Origin of the sequence: Leisingera sp. UBA4491 (assembly GCF_002388965.1) — a bacterium.
GTDB classification, from domain to species: Bacteria; Pseudomonadota; Alphaproteobacteria; order Rhodobacterales; family Rhodobacteraceae; genus Leisingera; species Leisingera aquaemixtae.
In genome coordinates, this window is the sequence record NZ_DGNN01000026.1 from 241,204 (window position 1) to 263,507 (window position 22,304).

The following is a 22,304-nucleotide window of genomic DNA, read 5'->3' on the forward strand; positions in this document are numbered from 1 at the left end:
TTAACTTTCCTGAATTCAAGGTGCCCAATGCACGGACGCCTCGGACAATACGGCCTGGACCGGTGCCGTTTCCGGCGGCAGCGTCATCGCCTGTTCAAGCGCCCGCCGTTTGGCTTCGCCGAAAATCACCAGATGCTTGGCAATGGCACCATCCAGCACCCGCGCCGTCAGGCTGACCCGCGCTTCGGGCTGGCTGCTTGGGCGCATCACTGTAAGCGCAGGCGCATCCGGCTCCAGCGCCTCCAGCAGCCCCTCTGCCCCGGGAAACAGCGAGGCGGTGTGCATGTCCTCGCCCATCCCCAGCAGCAATACCGACAGCGGCAGTTCCGGCACCACCCGGCTTTCAAGCTCCGCCAGCACCTCCTCAGGCTCCCGTTCGGGCACGTGGAACGGCAGGAACTGCGCCGCAGCGGCCCGGTTCTGCAGCAGCCGCGCCCGGATCATCGCCGCGTTAGAGCGGCCATGCTCCTGCGGCACCCAGCGTTCGTCCGTTGCCATCACATGCACCCGGTCCCACTCAATGTCCGCGGCGCAAAGATCGTCAAAGATGAGCCCGGGCGTGGTGCCGCCGGCAACCGCGAAAGACACCGTGTCGTGATTCAGCAGATGGGTTTTCAGATCCCCGGCGATTTCATTCGCGACTTCGATCGCCAGCATGTCCTGGTCAGGGTATTCGTTGAATTTCATGGGTTTATCCCCCTCCATTCACGCCCGTCGCGGCGCATAAGCAAATCGGCATCCTCCGGACCGGTGGTACCGCTAACGTAGGGTTTAGGCACATCGCCCCTGGATTTCCAGCCCTCAATTATCGGATCGGTCCAGGCCCAGGCGGCCTCCACCTCGTCCCCTCTCATAAACAACGTCTGGTTGCCGCGCACAACATCCATAATCAGCCGTTCGTAGGCATCTGGCGGATCGCCGCCCTCCGGCCCCAGCGCCTCGGCAAAGCTCATGTCCAGGGGCACGTCGACCAGCCGCATCCCGCCCTGCCCCGGCTCTTTGATGGTCACGCTGAGCGTGATGCCCTCGTTCGGCTGCAAACGGATCTTCAGGTGGTTGGCATGGCGGCCCGCCTCGGCCCCGAAGATCGAATGCGGCGCGTCCTTGAACATCACGTTGATGACCGAGGACCGGTTCACCAGCCGCTTGCCAGTGCGCAGGTAGAACGGCGTGCCGGCCCACCGCCAATTGCTGATATGCGCCTTCAGCGCCACATAGCTTTCAGTGGTGCTGCGCGGGTTGCCGACCAGCCCGCGGTAGGACGGATGCGGTGCCTCCGGGTCCAGCGACGCCTGATACTGGCCGCGCACGATGTGATGCGGCTCCACCGGGTCCAGGGCGCGGATCACCTTGAGCTTTTCGTCGCGCACCGCGTCCGGGTCGAATTTCGCAGGCGGCTCCATCGCGATCAGGCACAGAAGCTGCATCAGGTGGTTCTGCATCATGTCGCGCATGGCGCCGGCGCGCTCGTAATACTCCTCGCGCCCCTCCACACCGACGGTTTCGGCCACGGTGATCTGGATGTGGTCGACATACTGGCTGTTCCACAACGGCTCAAACAGCATATTGCCGAACCGGACCGCCATCAGGTTCTGCACCGTCTCCTTGCCCAGGTAATGGTCGATCCGGTAGATCTGGCCTTCGTCGAAATGGCTGGCCAGCGTCCGGTTCAGCTCCCGCGCGGAGGCCAGATCATGGCCAAAGGGTTTCTCCACCACGATCCGGGTCTGCGGCGTGGCGAGGCCGTAGCGGTGCAGCCGTTCCGCCAGCGGCCCGAACAGGCCCGGCCCCACGGAGAAATAGAACACCCGGACCCGCTGTTCCTCCGTGCCCTCCAGCGCGCTGCACAGCTGCTGCCAGCCCGCCTCGCCCAAGGCATCCAGCGCGACATAGCTGATCCGCTCCAGGAAGGCCTCCAGCGCACCGCCGCCGCAGGCCTTGGGGCCTGCATGCGCGCGGATCGATTCTGCCACGACGGTGCGGTAATCCGCGCTGCTCATGGCGGTCCGCGCGGCGCCGATAATCCGCTCGCCGCCCGGCAGCTGCCCGGCGCAATGGCGGCGGAACAGGGCAGGCAGAATCTTGCGCTGCGCCAGATCGCCGGTGCCGCCAAAAATCACCAGGTCAAACGGATCGACCGGTATGACACGCGAAACCATTATTGTTCTTCCTGTCTAAGCCGGGGCAAGCGCGGCACACCGCCGCTCACATCCCTGTCATGTGCCTGCCCGGCTGCTTTCATTTCCTGCCCAGTATAAGGTAGCTTCCGGCGAAAGGAACTGCCCCAGAGGACATCTGCATGAAAGACCTGCAAAAACCCGTCGCGAACCTAGGCAAGTTTCAAGACGCTTACGTGACGGCAGATGGTCAGGACCGCGCCTCTGTGCCGCTCAGCCGCCCGGAAACCCTGTGGTTCAACACCGGCACGCTGTGCAATATCGAATGCAGCAACTGCTATATCCTCAGCTCCCCGGCCAACGATGCGCTGGTCTATCTGACCGAGGCCGAGGTGCGGAGCTATCTGGATCAGATCGCTGCGCGCGCATGGCCGGTCCGGGAAATCGGCTTCACCGGCGGCGAACCCTTCATGAACCCGGAGATGACCGCGATGGCCCGCGCCGCGCTGGAGCGCGGCTTCGAGGTGCTGATCCTGACCAACGCCATGCGCCCGATGATGCGCAAGACAGTGAGAGCCGGGCTGCTGGACCTGCGGGAGGCGTTCGGGGACAAGCTGACCCTGCGGATCTCCGTCGACCACCACAGTGCGGAACTGCATGACAAGGAACGCGGCACAGGCAGCTTTGCCAAGACACTCGAAGGCATGGAGTGGCTGCGCGACAACGGCTTCCGGATGGCGGTGGCCGGCCGCACCGTCTGGGGAGAGAGCGAGGCGGAGGCCCGTGCGGGCTATGCCGCGCTGTTTGAACAGCACGGGTTCGCCATCGACGCCCAGGACCCGGGCCAGACAGTGCTGTTTCCGGAGATGGACGAGCGGGTGGAAGTCCCTGAAATCACAAGCGCCTGCTGGGGTATCCTCGACAAGTCGCCGGACAGTGTAATGTGCGCGTCCTCGCGGATGGTGGTCAAGCGCAAGGGCGCAGAGACACCCGCCGTTCTGGCCTGCACCCTGCTGCCCTACGCGCCGGAGTTCGAATTGGGCACCACCCTGGCCGAAGCCGAAACCCCGGTGCAGCTGAACCACCCCCATTGCGCCAAATTCTGCGTCCTTGGGGGGGCCAGCTGCTCCGCCTGAGGGGGTTTCAGTACTCCCAGTCGCCGGTGGTGAAATTGGCAGCGCTCAGTGTCACGTCGGTGGTGAAGTCCACCAGCACGTTGTCGCCGTAATACAGCTTGTTCTCGGCGTTGCTCATATACAGGCGGTCTTCGCTGGCGTTCTCCCACTCCGTCCTGTCGAAGGTTACATCGGTGTTGCGGGTGATGATTCCGCTGGCCTCGTCAGCGTCGAACACAAACACGTCGTTCTCGGCGGAGAAGTCATCCAGCACCGCAACGGTGGAGTAGGCGTCCAGCTCGATGAACAGCTCGTCCTTGCCCGCCCCAGTCGTGATCGTGTCGGCGGCATTCCTGAAACTGCCGGTCAGGATGTAGATATCGTCATTGCCCGCACCCGAATTCAGGCGCTCTGAGTGCATCCCTTCCAGAACGATCGTGTCGGCGCCGGCACCGGTGCGGATATCCGCCGTCAAACCGTCGGGATAAGCGATGGTGGTTCCGTTGATGACCACCGTATCCTTGCCCCTGCCAGTGGAGACGCGAAGGTCAGCGGTGATGTTCCAGAACCCGTTGAACTCAAAATAATCATTGCCCCCGCCGGTGTTCACACGCAGATCGCTGACATCCTCGACGGTGGAATATTTGACATGATCGTTCCCGGCCAGGGTCTTAACCTTGATACTCGCATCCCCTGCCGCTTCCCACTGCCGGATATCCAGCGTGTCGTCCTGCCGCCCGGCCCGGATGACAAATTCGCCGTCGCCTGTGCTGGTGCCCAGATCTATGCCGTAATCCCAATGTTCGACCGACCGAACGCTCGTTTCGATCTGCGAAAGATCCAGGGTGAAACCGCCGGTAATCTGCACGTCGATCTGCGAGGACACGGTGTCATACCCGGCCCCGCCGTGAAAGCTGAGCTGGCTGTAGTCGCGCAGCGTGCTGCCCGCCGTCAGATCGAAATTGAGCGAACTGATCGTGTCATTGCCGGCACCGCCGAAAAACCGGTCCGACAGATCGGGATACACACCGGCGCCTTCGTCGTGATGATAGATTGAAAAGGTATCGTCGCCGTCCCGGCCATACAGGCTCTCGCGGATGGTAAGAGTGGCCTCCAGTGCGTTCTCGAACTGGTTTCCCAAGATATATGTGCGCATTAAATCCTGCCGTATTGCCTGTTTATCGACTGCCCGCCACCGTTTGGCGCTGTCCGGCGCTGCGGTGCCGCACCAGACTTTTTAACACGCATAGGAGTAAGGCCGCGCTTTGGCTCCCGCAATAGCCAAGGAACAGCCCGGCGGTTCCCGGGCCTGCGTGTTGCCGTCCGGACAGGATGGCCTAGTGGATCTGGAATTCCCCGACCACGTTGCGCCATTCACCAGGGCCGATCATCTTGCGGTGATTGAACCGCACCGAATGCAGTGGACCCTCAATCTCGCGCTGCCAGAATTCGATGAACTCGAACAGCCGCGGATGATCCGGCGCCAGATCGTATTCCTGCCAGACAAATGTATTCAGGACACGGGTGAAATCGGGCATCCGGTAGGTGAATTCCGCGGTGGTCAGCCCGTATCCTTTCAGCATCAGCTCGGTTTCGCTGGTCTCCATTTTCAGCCTCCAATCTTGGCCCCCTTCTGATGATGCTAGGCTGGTATTGGTTAATTTCCTCAAAAACAGTGCGTTACCGATGTGTGAACGGCCTGTTGCCGCTGTTCCCGGCTGCCTGCTTGCGCCGCATATACGGTATCTGATAGGGTGCAAACACAAGATATAGACCCAGAAGAAAGAGCGGGCAGCCAACGTGAGCGATACGCCGGAAACTCCTGAAAATATGGAAGAAAATCTGCCGGGACGCCCGGCATATGATGGGCCGACCGTTTCCATCGAAGCCGAGATGCGCAACTCGTATCTCGACTATGCGATGTCGGTCATCGTCAGCCGCGCCATCCCGGACCTGCGGGACGGCCTGAAACCGGTGCACCGCCGCATTCTCTATGCGATGCACGAATCCGGCAACACCCATGACAAGGCCTACCGCAAGTCGGCGCGCCCGGTCGGCGACGTGATGGGTAAATACCACCCGCACGGCGACAGCGCGATCTATGACGCGCTGGTGCGGATGGCGCAGGACTTCTCGATGTCGCTGCCGCTTCTGGACGGCCAGGGCAACTTCGGCTCGATGGACGGCGACAACCCGGCGGCCATGCGTTACACCGAGGTGCGCATGGACAAGCCCGCCGCGGCACTGCTTGCGGATATCGAGAAAGAAACCGTCGATTTCCAGGACAACTACGACGGCAAGGACCGCGAGCCGACCGTGCTTCCGGCCCGCTTCCCGAACATGCTGGTCAACGGCGCTGGCGGCATCGCCGTCGGCATGGCCACCAACATCCCGCCGCACAACCTGGGCGAAGTGGTCGACGCCACGCTGGCGCTGATCGAGGATCCGGACCTGACCAGCGAGCAGCTGATCGAATACATCCCCGGCCCCGACTTCCCGACCGGCGCGCTGATGCTGGGCCGTGCCGGCGCGCGCAAGGCCTATCTTGAAGGCCGCGGCAGCGTCATCATCCGCGCCAAGACCCGCGTGGAGGAGATCCGCAAGGACCGCTATGCCATTGTCGTGGACGAGATTCCCTATCAGGTGAACAAGGCCGCGATGATCGAGAAGATCGCCGAGCAGGTCCGCGAGAAGAAGATCGAGGGCGTCGCCCACGTGCAGGATGAATCCGACCGCAACGGCGTGCGGGTGGTGGTCGAGCTGAAACGCGACGCAACCCCCGAGGTGGTGCTGAACCAGCTCTACCGTTTCACCCCGATGCAGACCTATTTCGGCTGCAACATGCTGGCGCTGAACGGCGGCCGGCCGGAACAGCTGACGCTGCGCCGGTTCCTGACCTCCTTCATCGACTTCCGCGAAGATGTGGTGGCCCGGCGCACGGCGCATCTGCTGCGCAAGGCCCGCGAGCGCAGCCATATCCTGTGCGGCCTGGCCGTGGCGGTGACCAATATCGACGAGATCGTCACCACCATCCGCCAGTCCGCGGACGCCGCTGAAGCGCGTGAAAAGCTGATGACCCGCCGCTGGCCGGCACAGCCGATCCTCGAATACATCGCGCTGATCGACGATCCGACGCACACGGCAAACGACGACGGCACCTATAACCTGTCCGAAGCCCAGGCCCGCGCGATTCTGGAACTGCGCCTGCAGCGCCTGACCCAGATCGGCGTGAAAGAAGTCACGGACGAGCTGGAAGAACTGGCCGGCAAGATCAAGGACTATCTGGAAATCCTGTCCTCGCGCGAGCGCATCATGGGCATCATCAGCGACGAGCTGCGCGAAGTGCGCGACAACTTCGCCGTGCCGCGCCGCACCGAGATCGTCGACTGGTCCGGCGACATGGAGGACGAGGACCTGATCGAGCGCGAGGACATGGTGGTGACCGTGACCTCCGGCGGCTGGATCAAGCGCACCCCGCTGGCCGATTTCCGCGCCCAGAAGCGCGGCGGCAAGGGCCTCAGCGGCATGCAGACCAAGGAAGAGGACGTGGTGACCACGCTGTTTGTGGCCAACACCCACACCCAGCTTCTGTTCTTCACCACCGACGGCATGGTCTACAAGCTGAAGACCTGGCGCCTGCCGCAGTCCGGCCGCACCGGCAAGGGCAAGGCCATCGTCAACATCCTGCCGATCCCGACCGGCGTCTCCATCGCCGCCATCATGCCGGTCGATGTGCCGGACGAGGAATGGGAAAACCTGCAGGTGGTGTTTGCCACCAGCGGCGGCGACGTGCGCCGCAACCGGCTGTCGGACTTCACCAACGTCCGCCGCAACGGCAAGATCGCGATGAAACTGCCGGAGGACGGCTCCGTCAAACTGGTGAATGTGCGCATCTGCTCGGAAGATGACGATGTGATGCTGTTCACCAATTCGGGCCGCGCCATCCGCTTCCGCTCCACCGACGTGCGGGTGTTCAACTCGCGCGAATCCACCGGTGTCCGCGGCATCAGGCTGACCGGCGAGGACAGCGTTGTGTCGATGTCGGTCATCCGCCACTCCAAATACACGCCGGAGCAGCGCACCGCCTACCTCAAAATGCGCCGGGCGATGGCGGGCCTGACCGACGATGCGGAAACCACGGACGAGGATGCGCCCGAGGATCCGAACTTCTCCACCGAGCTCTATGCAGAGATGTCGGCAGCCGAGAACCTGATCCTGACCATCACCGCGGGCGGTTCGGGCAAGCTGTCCTCTTCGCACGACTACCCGGTGCGCGGCCGCGGCGGCATGGGCGTGACCGCGATGGACAAGGCGATGCGCGGCGGCGAGATTGTCGCCTCCTTCCCGGTGGAGCTGGACGACCAGATCATGCTGGCCACCTCCAAGGGCCAGTCGATCCGGGTGCCGGTCGATGGCATCTCGTTCCGCTCGCGCTCTGCCGGCGGCGTGCGGGTGTTCAACACCGGCAAGGGCGAGGAAGTGGTCTCTGTCGCCTGGATCGCCGAAAACGGCGAAGAGGAGGACAGCGGCGAGGAATAAGCCCCGCGCAGCTGAAAGATTTGAACGCCGTCCTGTTGCCAGGGCGGCGTTCGCTTTGTTAACGGCCCCCTAAGGGGTTTCGGGCATTCTTGCGGTCAAGGTTCGTTTTCTCAGCAAGGGGATGCCCCATGAACTTGTATCACTGCTCCATCGACCTGCACCACGAGGCCAAGGCGCTGAGCTTTGCCAGCGCGGTTGAGCAATGGATGAACTATCTGCAGGCACGCGGTGTGGTGCTCGGCTGGCGTCTGCTGCGGCGCAAGCTGAACTTGGCCAGCGACAACTGCCGCGACTTCCTGCTGGAAATCGAATTCAAGGATATGACTCAGCTGGATCAGGCCTTCCGGGTTCTGGGCGAACACGACGAGGAAGTGGAAAAGCTGTACTCACACGTGACCGCCCTGATCGCCACCGCGGAGATCGGCCTTTACCGTCCCTTCCCGGATCCCGAGCGGGCGGAGCGCATGGCGCTGATCTGAGACTGGTGGCTCAGATCAGGGATGGCGCCAGCACGAAGCTGGCAAAGATCAAATAGGCTACGGCTGTATGCATGGCTCTACCCTCGTGGTCCCGCCCCCAGGAGTCTTAGAGAGTATACTTGAAATGAGGCAATTCCGGGGCAGCTGATTTCTGCTGCCCGGGAAAGGCGTTACCCGGCGGCCTGGCCGGACTCACAGGCCGTAGAGCAGGCTGAACTTCTCTTCCAGATAGCCCAGCAGCGGCTCATGCCCGGGTTCCATTCCCGCGGCATGGACGATGGTGCCGCGCGGGCTGCGCAAGCCCCCGTGCTGCTGCAGGTTCTCCTTCAGCCAGCCGGTGGCGCCTGTGGTGTCGCCCTGGGCCAGCTGAGCATCCAGCCCCGGCACGTCCCGGCGCAGCGCCTGGTACAGGCAGCCGGCATAGACATTGCCCAGGCTGTAGGTCGGGAAATAGCCGAACAGCCCGACCGACCAATGCACATCCTGCAGGCAGCCGTTGGAGGGTTTGTCCACCGCATACCCGAAATCCGCCTCGAACCGGTCGTTCCAGGCCGCTTCCAGATCCTTCACCGCCAGATCGCCGCTCATCAGCGCGCGTTCCAGGCCGAACCTCAGCATGATATGGAGGTTATATTGCAGCTCATCCGCTTCCGTCCGGATATAGCCCTTATGCACCGCGTTGACGGCGGCATAAAAGGCATCCGCATCAGCAATGCCGAAATCGCCAAAGGCGGCTGTCATCTCCTCAAACAGCCAGCCGGTAAAGGCGCGGCTGCGGCCGATCTGGTTTTCATAGATCCGGCTTTGGCTTTCATGCACCCCCATCGACACGCCGCTGCCCAGCGGCGTCAGCAGGTAATCGCGGCTGATGTTCTGCTCATAGGCGCCGTGGCCGACCTCATGAATGGTGGAATAGAAGCAGTTGAACGGATCGGTTGCGCTGGTCCGCGTGGTGATCCGCACGTCCAGGCCGGAGCCGGAGCTGAACGGATGCACCGCCTTGTCGACCCGGCCATGCGCCATGTCATAGCCGAACACCTTGGCAATCTTGCGGGTCAGCTTCATCTGCGCGGCGTCGTCAAAGGTTCCCTCCAGCCCCTTCGGCGCGGGTTTCTCCAGCACCTTGGCGCGCAGCTCCACCAGCCCGGGGCGCATGGCGTCAAAGATCTCCGCAATCCCTGCCCCGGTCATTCCGTGCTCGTAATCCTCGACCATGGCGTCATAGACATCCCCGCCCGCAGCCAGCGCCTGGCCTTCCTCGCGCTTCAGGGACACCACTTCCTCCAGCACCGGCAGGAAGGCTGCGACATCCTCATCTGCCCTTGCGGCGGCCCATTTGCCCTGCGCCTCCGATGTGACCTGGGCGATCTTCTTGGCCAGAGCGGCAGGCACCTTGACGGTGCGCTCATAGCTGCGGCGGATCTCGCGCAGCTGCGCGGCACCGGCTTCATCGGGCGCTTCGGCCTGCTCCAGCCACTCCGCCACCCGCGGGTCGCTGCGGCGGGCGTGCAGCACCGCCTCGATCGCGGCCATTTCCTCGCCCCGCTGCGGCGCGGCCCCGCGCGGCATCACGGTTTCCTGATCCCAGCCCAGACGGCCCGCAATCTGCCCCAGCGCCTGGGTTTCGCGCTGGAAGGCCATCAGTTCGTCAAATGCGCTCATGCGTCAGTGATCCTTGATCGAGGTTGCAATGGGATAGGCCGACAGGAAGCGGGCGCGCAGGATCAGCACCCAGACGCCAACCGCCACCAGCTGATGGGTGATGGCTGCGTGCAGCGGCGCGGCATAGACCACGGTGATGATCCCCAGAAGCACCTGCACCGACAGCGCAGCAAAAACGGCGTTGAAGGCAAAGCGGGTGCGCGCGTGGGCAGAGCTGCGCCCGCGCAGCCAGGCCACCACGGCAAAGGCAAACAGCAGATAGCCTGCCACCCGGTGAATGAATTGCACCAGCCCGGGGTTCTCAAAGAAGTTCTTCCACAGGGGCTCGATCATGAAGGGGTTCGGCGGGATCACCTGCCCGCCCATCAGCGGCCAGTCGGTGTAGGAGCGGCCCGCGTCAATGCCCGCGACCAGCGCGCCCAGCAGGATCTGCAGGAAGGCAAAGTGCATCAATCCCGTGGACAGGCTGAACAGCTTGGCCTCCTTGGCACGGCGCGCCTGCATCAGCTCACGCTCCTCGCGGCCCAGCATCAGCACGTACCAAGCGATAAAGCCAAGGATCACAAACGCCAGCCCCAGATGCACAGCCAGCCGGTAGGAGGCAACAGCAGTCATCCCCTCGCCCTGGGTGACGCCAGAGGCCACCATCCACCAGCCGATGGCGCCCTGCACACCGCCGAGGACGCCGGGCAGCAGCAGCCGGCCGGTCCAGCCCGCGGGGATCTTGCGCGCCATCAGGAAGCCGAGGAAGCCGAGCGCCCAGATCAGGCCGATCACCCGGCCCAGCTGACGGTGGCCCCATTCCCACCAGTAGATCTCTTTGAAATCAGACAGTTGCATCCACTGGTTCTCGATGCGCCACTGGTCGATCTGCTTGTATTTGTCGAACTCGGACTGCCATTCCGCCTCGGACATCGGCGGGATCGCCCCGGTCACAGGGCGCCATTCGGTGATCGACAGGCCGGAGTCTGTGAGCCGCGTCAGACCGCCCACCACGATCATCGCAACCACCAGGCCAAACAGAACCATCAGCCAGGCGCGGATTGCCTTGCGGGCGCCGCCGCGGCCGCGGTCGATCAGCCCCGGCTGCACCGCGGGCGCGTTCGTCTTCTCGCCCTCGACCTCTTCGAAAATGCTGCGCTTGCTCATGCTTGCCTCTTTGTCTGTGCTGCCAAGCTAGGGGCGGTTTCGGAATTGGTCCAGAGCGGCTTACTCGCCGCCCCGCTCTTTCCAGCGGACCATCTGCCGCATGATCCCGTGCAGCATCTGCACGTCGGAGCGGGTCATCCGCATCCGGGACCACAGGTTGCGCAGGTTGGTCTTCATGCCCTCGGCCTTCTCCGGCGGATAGAAGAAGCCCGCTTCGTCCAGCCGCTCCTCGTAATGCTCCACCAGCTTCTCGACCTCGACCCCGGTGGCCCAGTCGCCCTTGCGGCCCAGATCGGTGGTTTCATGCACCACATCGCCGGACTGGCGCATCCATTCATAGCCCGTGAGCAGCACGCATTGGCCCAGGTTCAGCGAGGCATACAGCGGATTGACCGGCACCGAGATGATGGCATTGGCCTTGGCGATATCCTCGTTTTCCAGGCCCGCGCGCTCAGGGCCGAACATCACCGCGACCTTCTCGCCTGCGGCGATCTTCTCTGCCGCGATCTGCATGGCGCGTTCGGGGCTGTAGACCGGTTTGGTCAGCCCGCGCTGCCGGGCGGTGGTGGCAAACACATAGGTGCAGTCGCCCAGCGCCTCCGGCACGTCGGCACAGAGCTGCGCTTCGTCCAGCAGGCGGCCCGCGCCCGAGGACATCGCCACCGCCTTGGGGTTCGGCCAGCCGTCGCGCGGCGCCACGATCCGCATCCGGTCGAGGCCGAAGTTCCACATCGCCCGCGCGGCGGCACCGATATTCTCGCCCATCTGCGGGCGGACAAGGACAAAGGCGGGCTGAGGCGTATCGATGGGCATCGTGTTCTCCGGCAAAATCGGCACTGCTGTACTGCCCGCGCGGCGGCGGGGCAAGGTCCAGCGCGGTTTTGGCGCGCAATATGCGGGCCGTCACCGCCGCAAATCCTTGCGTCCGGCGGCAAATCGGCTAAACACCCTGCAATCGCCTGAACAATGGAGCACCACGATGGGAAGCCCTGCTGACGCACCGGAGCAGCCGCAGATCTACCTGATCTCCCCGCCTAGTTTCGAGCTGGGCAAATTCCCCGCTCTTCTGGCGCGGGTGCTGGATGAGGTGGACGTGGCCTGCGTGCGCCTGGATCTGGCCAGCCGCGATCAGGACACGCTGAGCCGCGCGGGCGACGCGCTGCGCGAAGTGACCATGGAACGCGATGTGGCGCTGGTGATCTCGGACCATCAGATCCTGGCCGAACGGCTGGGCCTGGACGGCGTGCATCTGACCGACGCGTCGAAATCGGTGCGCGCCGCGCGCAAGGCGCTGGGGCCGGATGCGATTGTCGGCTGCTTCTGCGGCGCCTCGCAGCATGACGGCATGGTGGCCGGCGAAGCGGGCGCGGATTACGTGAGCTTTGGCCCTGTCGGCACATCCGGCCTGGGCGACGGCGCGCGGGCGGAGGCCGATCTGTTCGAGTGGTGGTCGAAAATGATTGAGGTTCCGGTGGTGGCCGAAGGCGGTCTTACCGAGGATCTGGTGCGCTCGATCGCCCCCAATACCGACTTCTTCGGCATCGGGGATGAGATCTGGCACGCGGAAGATCCGCTTGCGGCGCTCAAGACCCTGATGCGGGCAATGGGCTGACCAGCCCCGCTGCCGGCTCAGCTATCCGGGCTGAGCCTTTGGCGGGTGGTTACAGGAACACCCGTTCCACAAACCAGTAGCTGCCGATCATGGCGATGGTGACCGAGGCCGGGATTGCCACCCGGCCGCGGTATTTGGGGTGCCGCCCGAACCACAGGCGCACGCCCAGATAGGCGGCAGCGATCACGGCCAGCTGGCCCAGCTCCACCCCAACGTTGAAGCCGATGAGCGCGGGCAGGAACTGGTTTTGCGGCAGCCCGAAGGCCCCCAGCACGGAAGCAAAGCCCAACCCGTGCAACAGGCCGAAGCCGAAGATCACGAATGTGCGCCAGCTGTGCAGCTTGCGGGCAAAGATGTTCTCGACCGCGACAAAGACAATCGACAGGGCAATCAGCGGCTCGACGATGGCGGCGCTGACGGAAACCATGCCCAGCGCGCCCAGCGCCAGGGTGATAGTATGGGCGACGGTGAACACGCTCACTTGCAGCAGCAGCGGTTTCACCCGCGGGCTGAGGAAGAACAGGCCCAGCACAAACAGGATATGATCCAGCCCCTTGGGCAGGATGTGAGTAAAGCCGACGGGGATGTATTCCATGAAAGCCTCGACCGGCGTCTTGGCCGCACCGCCGCCAAGCGGGATGGGCGGGGAGGTCTCTCCCCCCTGCAGGTAGCCGGTATAGGGCTCCGCAACCCCGTTCTGCCGCAGCACAACCCCGCCGGAGCCCGCGGGCCAGGCAATGCGCAGGCTGCGGGCCCCGGGCGGCACCTCGCCGCTGAACTCCAGAACGGAGGCGCGCGGCAGGCTGGCGTCGCCGGTCTCCGGGATGGTGATCCGGGACAGGCTGAGCGAAACCGGGTCCGGCGCCTGAACGGAGAAGGCTTCCAGCCAGTCCTCGGCAAAGAGGCGCACCATCGGTTCCAGCTCCGCCGGGCCGAGCGCGCGCAGCTCGTCGTAGTCGGCGGCCTGCGCGGTCTGGTTCGTGTCCGCCAGCCCGTCCAGGTTGATACCCGCCACAAACGCCTCCGCATTCAGGCGCAATTCCAGGGTGATCCGGCCGTCCGCCACAGTGAAATCGGCAATCGCCGGGGTAACCTCATGCGCGCGGGCGCTTGCGGCGGCTATTGCACCCCAGCAGAACAACAGCGCAAATAAGGTCCGCGGCCAAAAATAGCCGCGCCTGACAGCCAAGGACACTTTCATGCAATACCGCCTGTTCTGCTCAATTCTCTGTTCCGGGCTGACCTTGGCGGCCGGGCCGGGTTTATCCCACGAGTTTTGGATTGAGCCGGAAAAATATCAAGAAGTTTCGGGAAATACCGTGGTGGCAAGGCTGCGCAACGGCCAGGGGTTCAAAGGTGCTGAGCAGCCCTATCTGGACCACCGGATCGCCCGGTTCGAGGTGATGCAGGGCGCAGCAGCTGCGCCGTATCAGGGACGAATGGGCGACATGCCCGCCTTTGCCGCCGAAATGGTGCAAGACGGGCTGGCGGTGCTGATCCATCAAACCCGGCCGCAAACGCTGACCTATGACACGTGGGAGGCGTTCCAGGCCTTCATCGACCACAAGGGATTCGGCGATATCCGCACGCAGCATCAGGCGCGCGGGCTGCCGGAGGCGGGCTTTGGCGAGCAATACACCCGGTACGCCAAGTCTTTGGTCGCGATCGGGAACGGCAGCGGATCAGATACCGCCACCGGGCTGGAGACAGAGATCGTTGCCCTGGCCAATCCCTATACCGATGATCTGTCCCGGGGGCTGCCTGTCCGGGTGCTCTATAAGGGAGAGCCGCGGCCCAAGGCCCAGGTCGAGGTTTTTGCCAAGGCCCCCGATGGCAGTGTCACCATCACCACGCGGCTGACAGATGCCGAGGGCGAAACCGCTGTCCCCGTGATGCCGGGCCATCAATACCTGCTGGACGCGGTTGTCCTGCGCCCGGCGCCCGAGGGCAAAGATTACGTATGGGAAAGCCTTTGGGCGGCCCTGACCTTTGCGGTGCCTGCTGAGTGAAGCCGCTTGCAGAGGTGCGGCAAAGGCGGCAATAGGTCAATATGACACAAGCCTCTGCCTCACAGCCCCCCGCCATTCTGTGCATCGGCTCGGTCCTTTGGGACATTATCGGCCGCTGCACCACGGAAATGCAGCGCGGCTCGGATATGCCCGGCCGCATTACCCGCCTGCCCGGCGGGGTTGCCATGAACATCGCCATGACGCTGTCCCGGTTCGGCGTCCAGCCCGCACTGCTGACCGCGGTGGGCCGCGACCCCGAAGGGGACGAGCTGATCCACGCCTGCGGCCATTTCGGGCTGATCACCGATCACATCTACCGTTCCGAGGATCTGCCCACCGACCGCTATATGGCGGTGGAGGGCGCCAACGGGCTGATCGCCGCGATTGCCGACGCGCACTCGCTGGAGGCGGCCGGCGACAAGATTCTGCGGCCGCTGTCGGACGGCTCTCTGGGCTCTGAGGACGCGCCTTACGCGGGCCAGGTGGCGCTGGACGGCAACCTGACGCTGTCGCTGCTGGATGATATCGTCGCCAGCCCCGCCTTCGCCAAGGCCGACCTGCGCGTGGCGCCTGCGTCACCGGGCAAGGCGGAGCGGCTGCGCCCGTTCCTGACCCGCACCCGCGGCACGCTTTATGTGAACCTGGAAGAGGCCGGCATCCTGTGCCAGGCGGAGTTCACCGACAGCGAAACCGCAGCCCAGGCGATGCTCGACCGCGGCGCCGCCCGGGTGCTGGTCACCGATGGCGGTGCCTCTGCCACCGTGGCGGACGCCAAGGGTACCATCACCCTGCACCCGCCCCGCGTCACGGTCGCCCGGGTGACCGGCGCAGGTGATACCTTCATGGCCGCCCATATCGTTGCCGAGGCACGGGGCGAAGACCGCAAATCCGCATTGGCCTCAGCCCTCAAGGCTGCGGCAACCTACGTTTCAGGAGAACCCCCGCTGTGATCGACATTCAGTATTCGTCCGAGGTCCAGGCCGCCAAGGCCGAAGGCCGCGCCATTGTTGCGCTGGAAAGCACCATCATCACCCACGGCATGCCCTACCCGCAGAACGTCGAGGTTGCCGCACAGGTGGAGCAGGACATCCGCAAGGCCGGTGCCGTGCCTGCCACCATGGCGGTGATTGAGGGCGTGCTGCACGTGGGTCTGGAACCCGATCAGCTGCAAGCACTGGGACAGGCCAAGGGCGTTGCCAAGATCTCCCGTGCGGACATGCCCGCCTGCATCGCCACCGGCGGCACCGGGGCGACCACGGTTGCGGCCACCATGATCGCGGCGCGGCTGGCTGGCATCTCCGTCTTTGCCACCGGCGGCATCGGCGGCGTCCACAAGGGCGCGGAGACCACCTTTGACATCTCCGCCGACCTGCTGGAGCTTGCGCAGACCCCGGTGACGGTTGTGGCCGCTGGCGCCAAGGCGATCCTCGACGTGCCCAAGACGCTGGAAGTGCTGGAAACCCAGGGCGTGCCGGTCATCGCCTACGGGCAGGACAGCTTCCCGGCCTTCTGGTCGGCGCAATCGGACCTCAAGGCGCCGCTGCGCATGGATGACGCGGCGCAGATCGCCCGCGCCCACGCCACCCGTCAGGCGATGGGCCTGCCGGGCGGCCAGCTGGTGGCCAACCCGATCCCGGCAGACGCCCAGATCGCCGCCGAGGACCTGGCGCCTGTGATCGCCCAGGCCCAGTCCGAGGCAGACGCCCAGGGCATTGCGGGCAAGGATGTGACCCCCTTCCTGCTGAGCCGCATCTTTGAGCTGACGGACGGCCGCTCGCTCACCGCGAATATCGCATTGGTGCGCAACAATGCCCGGCTGGCGGCAAAGATCGCACAGGAACTCAACAAACTGACGCGATGACATGAATTCGGGGGCGGCCCCCATTGCTCCGCCCCCGAACAGTGCATAGGTTCCATTCGGAATTTGAGCAAAAGCAGACCTATGACAACGCCTTTCGACGATGAACCTCACCGCCGCCGCGGGCTGTTTGCCAGCCTGCGCGCTTCCTTCTTTACCGGGATCGTCGTCATCGCGCCGGTGGGGCTGACGATCTGGCTCCTGTGGTCGGTGATGGGCTGGATCGACAGCGTGGTGCTGCCACTGGTGCCGCACACCTTCCGCCCCGAACAGTATATCGGCATCAACCTGCGCGGTGTCGGGCTGATCATCTTTCTGTTGTTCACCATCATCGTGGGCTGGATCGCCAAAGGCCTGATTGGCCGCTCCCTGATCAATTTCGCCGAAAGCCTGGTGGACCGGATGCCGGTGGTGCGCACGGTCTATTCCGGGATCAAGCAGATCTCCGAGACCGTCTTTGCCCAGTCCGAGCGCAGTTTCGAGAAGGCCTGTCTGGTGCAATACCCGCGCAAGGGTATCTGGGCGATCGGCTTTATCTCCACCTCCGCCAAGGGCGAGATTGCCAAGCGGGCCGAAACCAGCGGCGGGCTGGTCAGCGTTTTCCTTCCGACCACTCCGAACCCGACCTCGGGCTTCCTGCTGTTCGTGCCCGAGGAAGACGTGATCGAACTGGACATGTCGGTGGAGGATTCGGCCAAGCTGGTGATTTCGGCAGGCCTTGTGTACCCCAACCCCAAGGACCCAACGAAACCGCTGGAAAACGGCAAGAAGGCCAAGGCGCCCGAAAAAGAAGACGCCTAACCGAACATCGCCGGCAGATCGGCAGAGGACCGCACCCCGAGGTTTTCCCGGTCGCGCGTCAGGAAACCCTCTGCCGCGTCCCGTCCCGCCTGTTTCAGCCGCGCCAGGATCTGCGGCACCGGAATCACCTTGGTGGTGACCGACAGTTGCGTCATCAAGGCGTCATCCGCGATCATGTGAACCCGCACCTGTTTCATCCGGCCGCGCTGAATGGTGCCGTCGGCCAGCAGCCGCTGCACGAAATTGATCGCCCGCAGCTCCCGCAGCAGCGAGGAGTTGAAGCTGATCTCATTCACCCGGTTGCGGATCTGCTGCGGCGTCTTCGGGATGTCCTCGCGCTCCAGCGGGTTGATGTTCACAATCACCACATCCCCCGGCAGGTCGCCGCTGAAGAGCGGAAACAGGGCCGGATTGCCGGTATAGCCGCCGTCCCAATAGGCCTCCATGCGGCCGGTTTCCGGGTCTTCGATCTCCACCGCCTGGAACAGATCCGGCAAGCAGGCGGAGGCGAGGATTGCATCGGTGCTGATCTCCTGCCCTTCGAAAATGCGGATCTTGCCGCTGCGCACGCAGGTCGCGCAAACGAATAGCTCCGGACCCGCGCCTGCGCAAACGTCCTCGAACCGGAATGCCTCGACCACCTCCCGCAGCGGGTTCTCGTAAAACGGGCCATAATGGTAGGGGGAGACCACCTGGCTCACCGCCTCCATCGGAGTGAACGGCAGGACGGCCTCCCAAGCGCTCGCCCAGGCCACCGCGTCAAACCGGGTCAGCCAATGGGTAAACCGCATGTCTCCCACCGCCCCCATGCGCTGCCACAGGCCATCCAGCGCCGCCTTGGCGCCCTGGCGCCCGCCCTGCACCATGCCGGCCTTAAACGCCGCCCCGTTGAGCGCACCGGCAGAGGTTCCGGTGATCCCGGCCACCTCGATCCCCTCGTCCTCCAGCAGACGGTCCAGCACCCCCCATGTGAACGCCCCATGCGCACCTCCGCCTTGCAGGGCCAGATTGATTTTCACAGTCATGAGCCGGTCCGCCTTTTCTTCTGGCCGGAAATATCCCGGGGGTGAATTGCCCCCTTCAAAGGGCAAGAGGGGGCTGGCCCCCTCCCGCCCTAAAGCTTGGCCGTTACAGTGCGGTCCAGCCGCCGTCGACGCTGATCGCGGTGCCGGTGATCTGCGCGGCCGCGTCCGAGCACAGGAACACGGCCGTGCCGCCCATCTGCTCCACGGTGGCGAACTCGCGGCTGGGCTGGCGCTCCAGCATGACCTTCTTGATCACCTCTTCCCGGCCCATGTTGTACTTCTCCATGGTGTCGGGGATCTGCGCCTCCACCAGCGGCGTCAGCACATAGCCCGGGCAGATCGCATTGCAGGTGATCGGCTCCTCCGCAGTTTCCAGCGCCACGGTCTTGGTCATGCCGACCACGCCATGCTTGGCCGCCACATAGGCCGATTTATAGGGAGAGGCCGTCAGCCCGTGCGCCGAGGCGATATTGACGATCCGCCCCCAGCCCGCCGCCCGCATCTTCGGCAAGGCCGCGGCCATGGTGTGGAAGTTGGAGGTCATGTTGATCGCGATGATCGCGTCCCACTTGTCCTGCGGGAACTCGTCAATCGGCGACACATGCTGGATGCCCGCGTTGTTGATCAGGATATCGCAGGCGCCGGCCTTTTCGATCAGCGCCCGGCAGTCGGCGCCGTTGGACATATCGGCCTGGATGTAGCGGGCCTGGACGCTGAATTCTCGGGCCAGCGCGCCGGCCAGCGCGTGATCCTCCTCCCGGTCGGTGAAGGAGTTCAGCACCACGTTGGCCCCTGCCCGCGCCAGTTCGCGTGCAACCCCCAGGCCAATACCTGAATTCGATCCGGTGATGACGGCAGTCTTCCCTTGCAAGGACATCAGCTTCTCCGCTTTGGCTCAATCAAACTGCCGCCACTGTGCCATGCTGCAGATGCAAAGGAAACGCGTAAGACTACGCAGCCCCCCGGCGCAACGCAGGGGCATTTACGGCCATAACGGACGGGAAATACCGCAAGAAAAAAACGCCCGCACAAGGCGGGCGTTAGTTATTGAGGCAGGTTTCATACAGGCAAGAAACCTATCGAGCAGTGATCTCTTTATAAGCAATTTCCGGCTTTCGTCCAAGCTAAAAGTTTGAAAAGACGAAAAAGCGCACGTAGCGTGCGGAAGCAAGAAAATAAGGGCAGAGCGGGATTGTTGTGAAACTGCGAAAAGAAAATTTCCTGAATCTTCGCGCGGCACTGGCCGGAATCACCTTGGCATTTGCCGCGAATTCCGCTCAGGCAGAATCGGCGCATGGCATAGCTATGTACGGGGACCCCGCCCTGCCACCGGATTTTGTGTCCTTGCCCTATGCCAACCCCGATGCCCCCAAGGGCGGCAAGGTGGTCTTCGGCAACACCGGCGGCTTTGACTCGCTGAACCCGTTCGCCCTGAAAGGCACCTCTCCGTGGCAGCTGAGGTTCTGGAGTTACGAGAGCCTGATGGGCCGCTCCTGGGACGAGCCCTTCACCCTCTACGGCCTTTTGGCCGAATCGGTCGAGACCCCTGAGGACCGCTCCTGGGTGGAATTCACCCTGCGGGAGGAGGCGCGATTCTCCGATGGCAGTCCGGTCACCATCGAGGATGTGATCTGGTCCTATGAGACACTTGGCACCCAGGGGCACCCCCGCTACCGCGGCTTCTGGACCAAGGTGGACCGCATCGAACAGACCGGCCCGCGCAGCCTGCGCCTGACCTTCAACACCGAGGACCGCGAGCTGGCCCTGATCGCCGGCATGCGCCCGATCCTGAAAAAGGCGCAGTGGGAGGGCAAGGAGTTTGGCAGCGATACGGTGGAGGGCGCGCCCATCGGCACCGGGGCTTATGTGGTCAGCGCCTATGAGCCGGGCCGCTTTGTCACCCTGCGCCGCAATCCCGATTACTGGGGCAAGGACCTGCCCCTGCAGCGCGGCACCCAGAATTTCGACGAGATGCGCATCGACTTCTTCGGTGATGAAACCGTGCTGTTCGAGGCCTTCAAGGCGGGCGAGCTGAGCGCGGTGCGCGAGTTCAATGCCGACAAATGGGACAGTGTCTACAGCTTCCCGGCGGTTACCCGCGGCGATGTGGTGAAAAGCGAGATCCCGCATCAGCGCCCCTCCGGCATGACCGGGCTGGTGATGAACACCCGCCGCGCGCCGCTGGATGACTGGCGCGTGCGCGAGGCGCTGCTGCTGGCGTTCAACTTCGAATACATCAACGGCACCGTGACCGGCGGCGTGCAGCCGCGGATCACCTCCTATTTCTCCGGCTCTGCGCTGGGGATGCAGCCGGGGGCGGCCAGCGGCAAAGTCCAGGCACTGCTGGATCCCTTTGCCGGCAGCCTGCTGCCCGGCACCCTGGAAGGCTACACACTGCCGCAGGGCGACGGCAGCAAGCGCAACCGCGGCAATCTGCGCAAGGCCATGAAATTGCTGGAAGACGCAGGCTGGACCGTGACCGATGGCGTGCTGCGCAACGGCGATGGAGAGGCGCTGAACCTGACCGTGCTGATCCGCCAGGGCGACGGCGAGATGAAAACCGTGACAGAGATCTACGCCCGCGCGCTGGAACGCCTGGGCATCACCCTGTCCGCCGAAACTGTCGACAACGCGCAGTATGTCGAACGCGGGACTGGCTATGACTTCGACCTCACCCGCTACCGCATGGAGCTGTCGCTGAGCCCCGGCAACGAGCAGCGTTATTACTGGGGCCGCGACGGTATTACCCAGCCCGGCAGCCGCAACCTGATGGGGATGGACAGCCCCGCTGCCGAAGCGATGATCGACGCGATGCTGACCGCCAAGGCGCCGGAGGATTTCACCGCCGCTGTGCGGGCGCTGGACCGGGTCCTGACCGCGGGGCGCTATGTCATTCCGTTCTGGTCCTTCGATGTCGGGCGGATCGCCCATATCAAGGAGATGCGCTTTCCGGACAAGCTGCCGGTCTATGGCGACCGCACCGGTTTCATGCCGGATGTCTGGTGGTACGAGGCCGACTGAGCATCGGGCGCCGCAGGCTCAGGACTGACAGCGGCGTTGACAGACGGCTTCTATTTCCGTAATTCACGAATTATGGAAATAGAGATCACAGATAAGCTCGGCGCCCTTGCGCATCCCAACCGGCTGTCCCTGTTCCGCCTGCTGATGCGCCGCTATCCGGATGCCGTGCCCGCGGGAGAGATTGCCGCGGCGCTGGCATTCAAGGCCAATACCGCATCTGCCTATCTGTCGGTGCTGAAACAGGCCGGGCTGATCAGCCAGCACCGGACCGGCACCTCGCTGATGTACACCGCCGACCTGCCGGGGCTGCGCGGGATGTTCGACGATCTGCTGTCCGGCTGCTGCCAGAACCGGCCCGGTATCTGCTCGCCTGCCAGCAATGAGGCGATGCCGGTGCCAACCGCCGGACGACCTTTCAACGTGCTGTTCATCTGCACCGGCAATTCCGCCAGGTCGCTGCTGGCAGAGGCCATTCTGAACCAAGCCGGCGAAGGCAAGTTCCGGGCGTTTTCCGCAGGCACCCGCCCGTCGCCAGGCCCGCGGCCGGAAGCGGCCGCGCTGCTGCAAGCCAAGGGGTATGACACCGCCGGCCTGCGCGCCAAGGATCTGCAGGAGTTTGCCGGCCCGGAGGCGCCGCAGATGGATTTCGTCTTCACCGTCTGCGACCATGCCGCCAACGAGGAATGCCCGGCCTGGCCCGGCCAGCCGATGAGCGCCCATTGGGGCCTGGCCGACCCGGTTAAGGCCACCGGCACCGACGCCGAACGCCACCTTGCCTTCCAGCAGGCCTTTGGTCTCCTGCGCAACCGCATCAAAGCCTTTGTGGCGCTGCCATTTGATACGCTCGACCGCCTGTCGCTTCAGCACCGGGTTGACGATATCGGCCGCGCGACATCTTCCTACTAACCTTCAAGCAC

Annotated in this window: 20 protein-coding genes; 10 read left to right on the top strand and 10 right to left on the bottom strand. The window is 64.1% G+C overall.

Features of this window, described 5'->3' with window-relative positions:
- Positions 1–15: 15 nt before the first annotated feature.
- Positions 16–687: a 6-phosphogluconolactonase gene (pgl, locus tag B2P87_RS14750; RefSeq protein WP_141890279.1), complete on the bottom strand. Its 672-nt coding sequence runs from the start codon at positions 685–687 to the stop codon at positions 16–18.
- Positions 684–2,159: a glucose-6-phosphate dehydrogenase gene (gene zwf / locus B2P87_RS14755; RefSeq protein WP_141890278.1), complete on the bottom strand. Its 1,476-nt coding sequence runs from the start codon at positions 2,157–2,159 to the stop codon at positions 684–686. The genes pgl and zwf overlap by 4 nt, the downstream gene beginning before the upstream one ends.
- 140 nt (positions 2,160–2,299) lie before the next feature.
- Here zwf and B2P87_RS14760 point away from each other — a divergent pair, with 140 nt between their 5' ends.
- Positions 2,300–3,253 carry a radical SAM protein gene (locus B2P87_RS14760; protein ID WP_141890277.1) on the top strand — a complete coding sequence of 318 codons (954 nt, stop codon included), beginning with the start codon at positions 2,300–2,302 and terminating at the stop codon, positions 3,251–3,253.
- A 7-nt stretch (positions 3,254–3,260) separates the two neighbouring features.
- On the opposite strand, the gene B2P87_RS14765 is transcribed toward B2P87_RS14760, so the two are convergent.
- Together B2P87_RS14765 and B2P87_RS14770 are read right to left on the bottom strand one after the other, a co-directional pair.
- The gene (locus B2P87_RS14765) at positions 3,261–4,388 is read right to left on the bottom strand and encodes a hypothetical protein (protein WP_141890276.1); all 1,128 of its coding nucleotides are present in this window, start codon (positions 4,386–4,388) and stop codon (positions 3,261–3,263) included.
- A gap of 181 nt (positions 4,389–4,569) precedes the next feature.
- Positions 4,570–4,839 carry an usg protein gene (locus tag B2P87_RS14770; RefSeq protein WP_058286835.1) on the bottom strand — a complete coding sequence of 90 codons (270 nt, stop codon included), beginning with the start codon at positions 4,837–4,839 and terminating at the stop codon, positions 4,570–4,572.
- Between the two features lie 223 nt (positions 4,840–5,062).
- Here B2P87_RS14770 and gyrA point away from each other — a divergent pair, with 223 nt between their 5' ends.
- Together gyrA and B2P87_RS14780 are read left to right on the top strand one after the other, a co-directional pair.
- Positions 5,063–7,771: a DNA gyrase subunit A gene (gyrA, locus tag B2P87_RS14775; RefSeq protein ID WP_244940802.1), complete on the top strand. Its 2,709-nt coding sequence runs from the start codon at positions 5,063–5,065 to the stop codon at positions 7,769–7,771.
- Positions 7,772–7,899: 128 nt separating this feature from the next.
- Positions 7,900–8,250 (top strand): DUF6614 family protein, encoded by a 351-nt coding sequence (locus B2P87_RS14780; RefSeq protein ID WP_058286833.1) that lies wholly within the window; start codon positions 7,900–7,902, stop codon positions 8,248–8,250.
- Between the two features lie 192 nt (positions 8,251–8,442).
- Here B2P87_RS14780 and B2P87_RS14785 read toward each other — a convergent pair whose 3' ends face one another.
- The 3 genes from B2P87_RS14785 to B2P87_RS14795 are packed head-to-tail and all read right to left on the bottom strand — an operon-like array spanning position 8,443 to position 11,874.
- Positions 8,443–9,912 (bottom strand): carboxypeptidase M32, encoded by a 1,470-nt coding sequence (locus tag B2P87_RS14785; protein WP_141890274.1) that lies wholly within the window; start codon positions 9,910–9,912, stop codon positions 8,443–8,445.
- A gap of 3 nt (positions 9,913–9,915) precedes the next feature.
- Positions 9,916–11,061, bottom strand: a complete 1,146-nt coding sequence (gene ctaA, locus B2P87_RS14790) for a heme A synthase (RefSeq protein ID WP_141890273.1) — start codon at positions 11,059–11,061, stop codon at positions 9,916–9,918.
- A gap of 60 nt (positions 11,062–11,121) precedes the next feature.
- Positions 11,122–11,874, bottom strand: a complete 753-nt coding sequence (locus B2P87_RS14795; protein ID WP_141890272.1) for an RNA methyltransferase — start codon at positions 11,872–11,874, stop codon at positions 11,122–11,124.
- A 166-nt stretch (positions 11,875–12,040) separates the two neighbouring features.
- On the opposite strand from B2P87_RS14795, the gene B2P87_RS14800 reads away from it, so the two are divergent.
- Positions 12,041–12,673, top strand: coding sequence for a thiamine phosphate synthase (locus B2P87_RS14800; RefSeq protein ID WP_141890271.1), 633 nt, complete (start codon positions 12,041–12,043; stop codon positions 12,671–12,673).
- Between the two features lie 49 nt (positions 12,674–12,722).
- Here B2P87_RS14800 and B2P87_RS14805 read toward each other — a convergent pair whose 3' ends face one another.
- Positions 12,723–13,874, bottom strand: coding sequence for a HupE/UreJ family protein (locus tag B2P87_RS14805; protein ID WP_141890270.1), 1,152 nt, complete (start codon positions 13,872–13,874; stop codon positions 12,723–12,725).
- Between B2P87_RS14805 and B2P87_RS14810 the strand changes: the two genes are divergently transcribed.
- The 4 genes from B2P87_RS14810 (at position 13,873) to B2P87_RS14825 (ending at position 17,341) form a co-directional block, all read left to right on the top strand.
- Positions 13,873–14,682: a DUF4198 domain-containing protein gene (locus B2P87_RS14810; RefSeq protein ID WP_141890269.1), complete on the top strand. Its 810-nt coding sequence runs from the start codon at positions 13,873–13,875 to the stop codon at positions 14,680–14,682. The two genes, B2P87_RS14805 and B2P87_RS14810, sit on opposite strands and share 2 nt — an antisense overlap.
- Before the next feature lie 41 nt (positions 14,683–14,723).
- Positions 14,724–15,632: a PfkB family carbohydrate kinase gene (locus tag B2P87_RS14815; protein WP_141890268.1), complete on the top strand. Its 909-nt coding sequence runs from the start codon at positions 14,724–14,726 to the stop codon at positions 15,630–15,632.
- Positions 15,629–16,543 carry a pseudouridine-5'-phosphate glycosidase gene (locus B2P87_RS14820; protein ID WP_141890267.1) on the top strand — a complete coding sequence of 305 codons (915 nt, stop codon included), beginning with the start codon at positions 15,629–15,631 and terminating at the stop codon, positions 16,541–16,543. Before B2P87_RS14815 ends, B2P87_RS14820 begins: the two co-directional genes overlap by 4 nt.
- Before the next feature lie 81 nt (positions 16,544–16,624).
- A complete protein-coding gene (locus B2P87_RS14825; protein WP_141890266.1) occupies positions 16,625–17,341 on the top strand; it encodes a DUF502 domain-containing protein in 717 nt (238 codons plus the stop codon).
- On the opposite strand, the gene B2P87_RS14830 is transcribed toward B2P87_RS14825, so the two are convergent.
- Positions 17,338–18,366, bottom strand: a complete 1,029-nt coding sequence (locus B2P87_RS14830; RefSeq protein ID WP_141890265.1) for a patatin-like phospholipase family protein — start codon at positions 18,364–18,366, stop codon at positions 17,338–17,340. The genes B2P87_RS14825 and B2P87_RS14830 overlap by 4 nt on opposite strands.
- A 103-nt stretch (positions 18,367–18,469) precedes the next feature.
- The gene (locus B2P87_RS14835) at positions 18,470–19,243 is read right to left on the bottom strand and encodes a 3-hydroxybutyrate dehydrogenase (protein ID WP_141890264.1); all 774 of its coding nucleotides are present in this window, start codon (positions 19,241–19,243) and stop codon (positions 18,470–18,472) included.
- A 326-nt stretch (positions 19,244–19,569) separates the two neighbouring features.
- Here B2P87_RS14835 and B2P87_RS14840 point away from each other — a divergent pair, with 326 nt between their 5' ends.
- Positions 19,570–21,387: an extracellular solute-binding protein gene (locus tag B2P87_RS14840; protein WP_141892069.1), complete on the top strand. Its 1,818-nt coding sequence runs from the start codon at positions 19,570–19,572 to the stop codon at positions 21,385–21,387.
- A 72-nt stretch (positions 21,388–21,459) separates the two neighbouring features.
- Positions 21,460–22,293, top strand: coding sequence for a helix-turn-helix domain-containing protein (locus tag B2P87_RS14845; protein ID WP_141890263.1), 834 nt, complete (start codon positions 21,460–21,462; stop codon positions 22,291–22,293).
- Positions 22,294–22,304 lie beyond the last annotated feature (11 nt).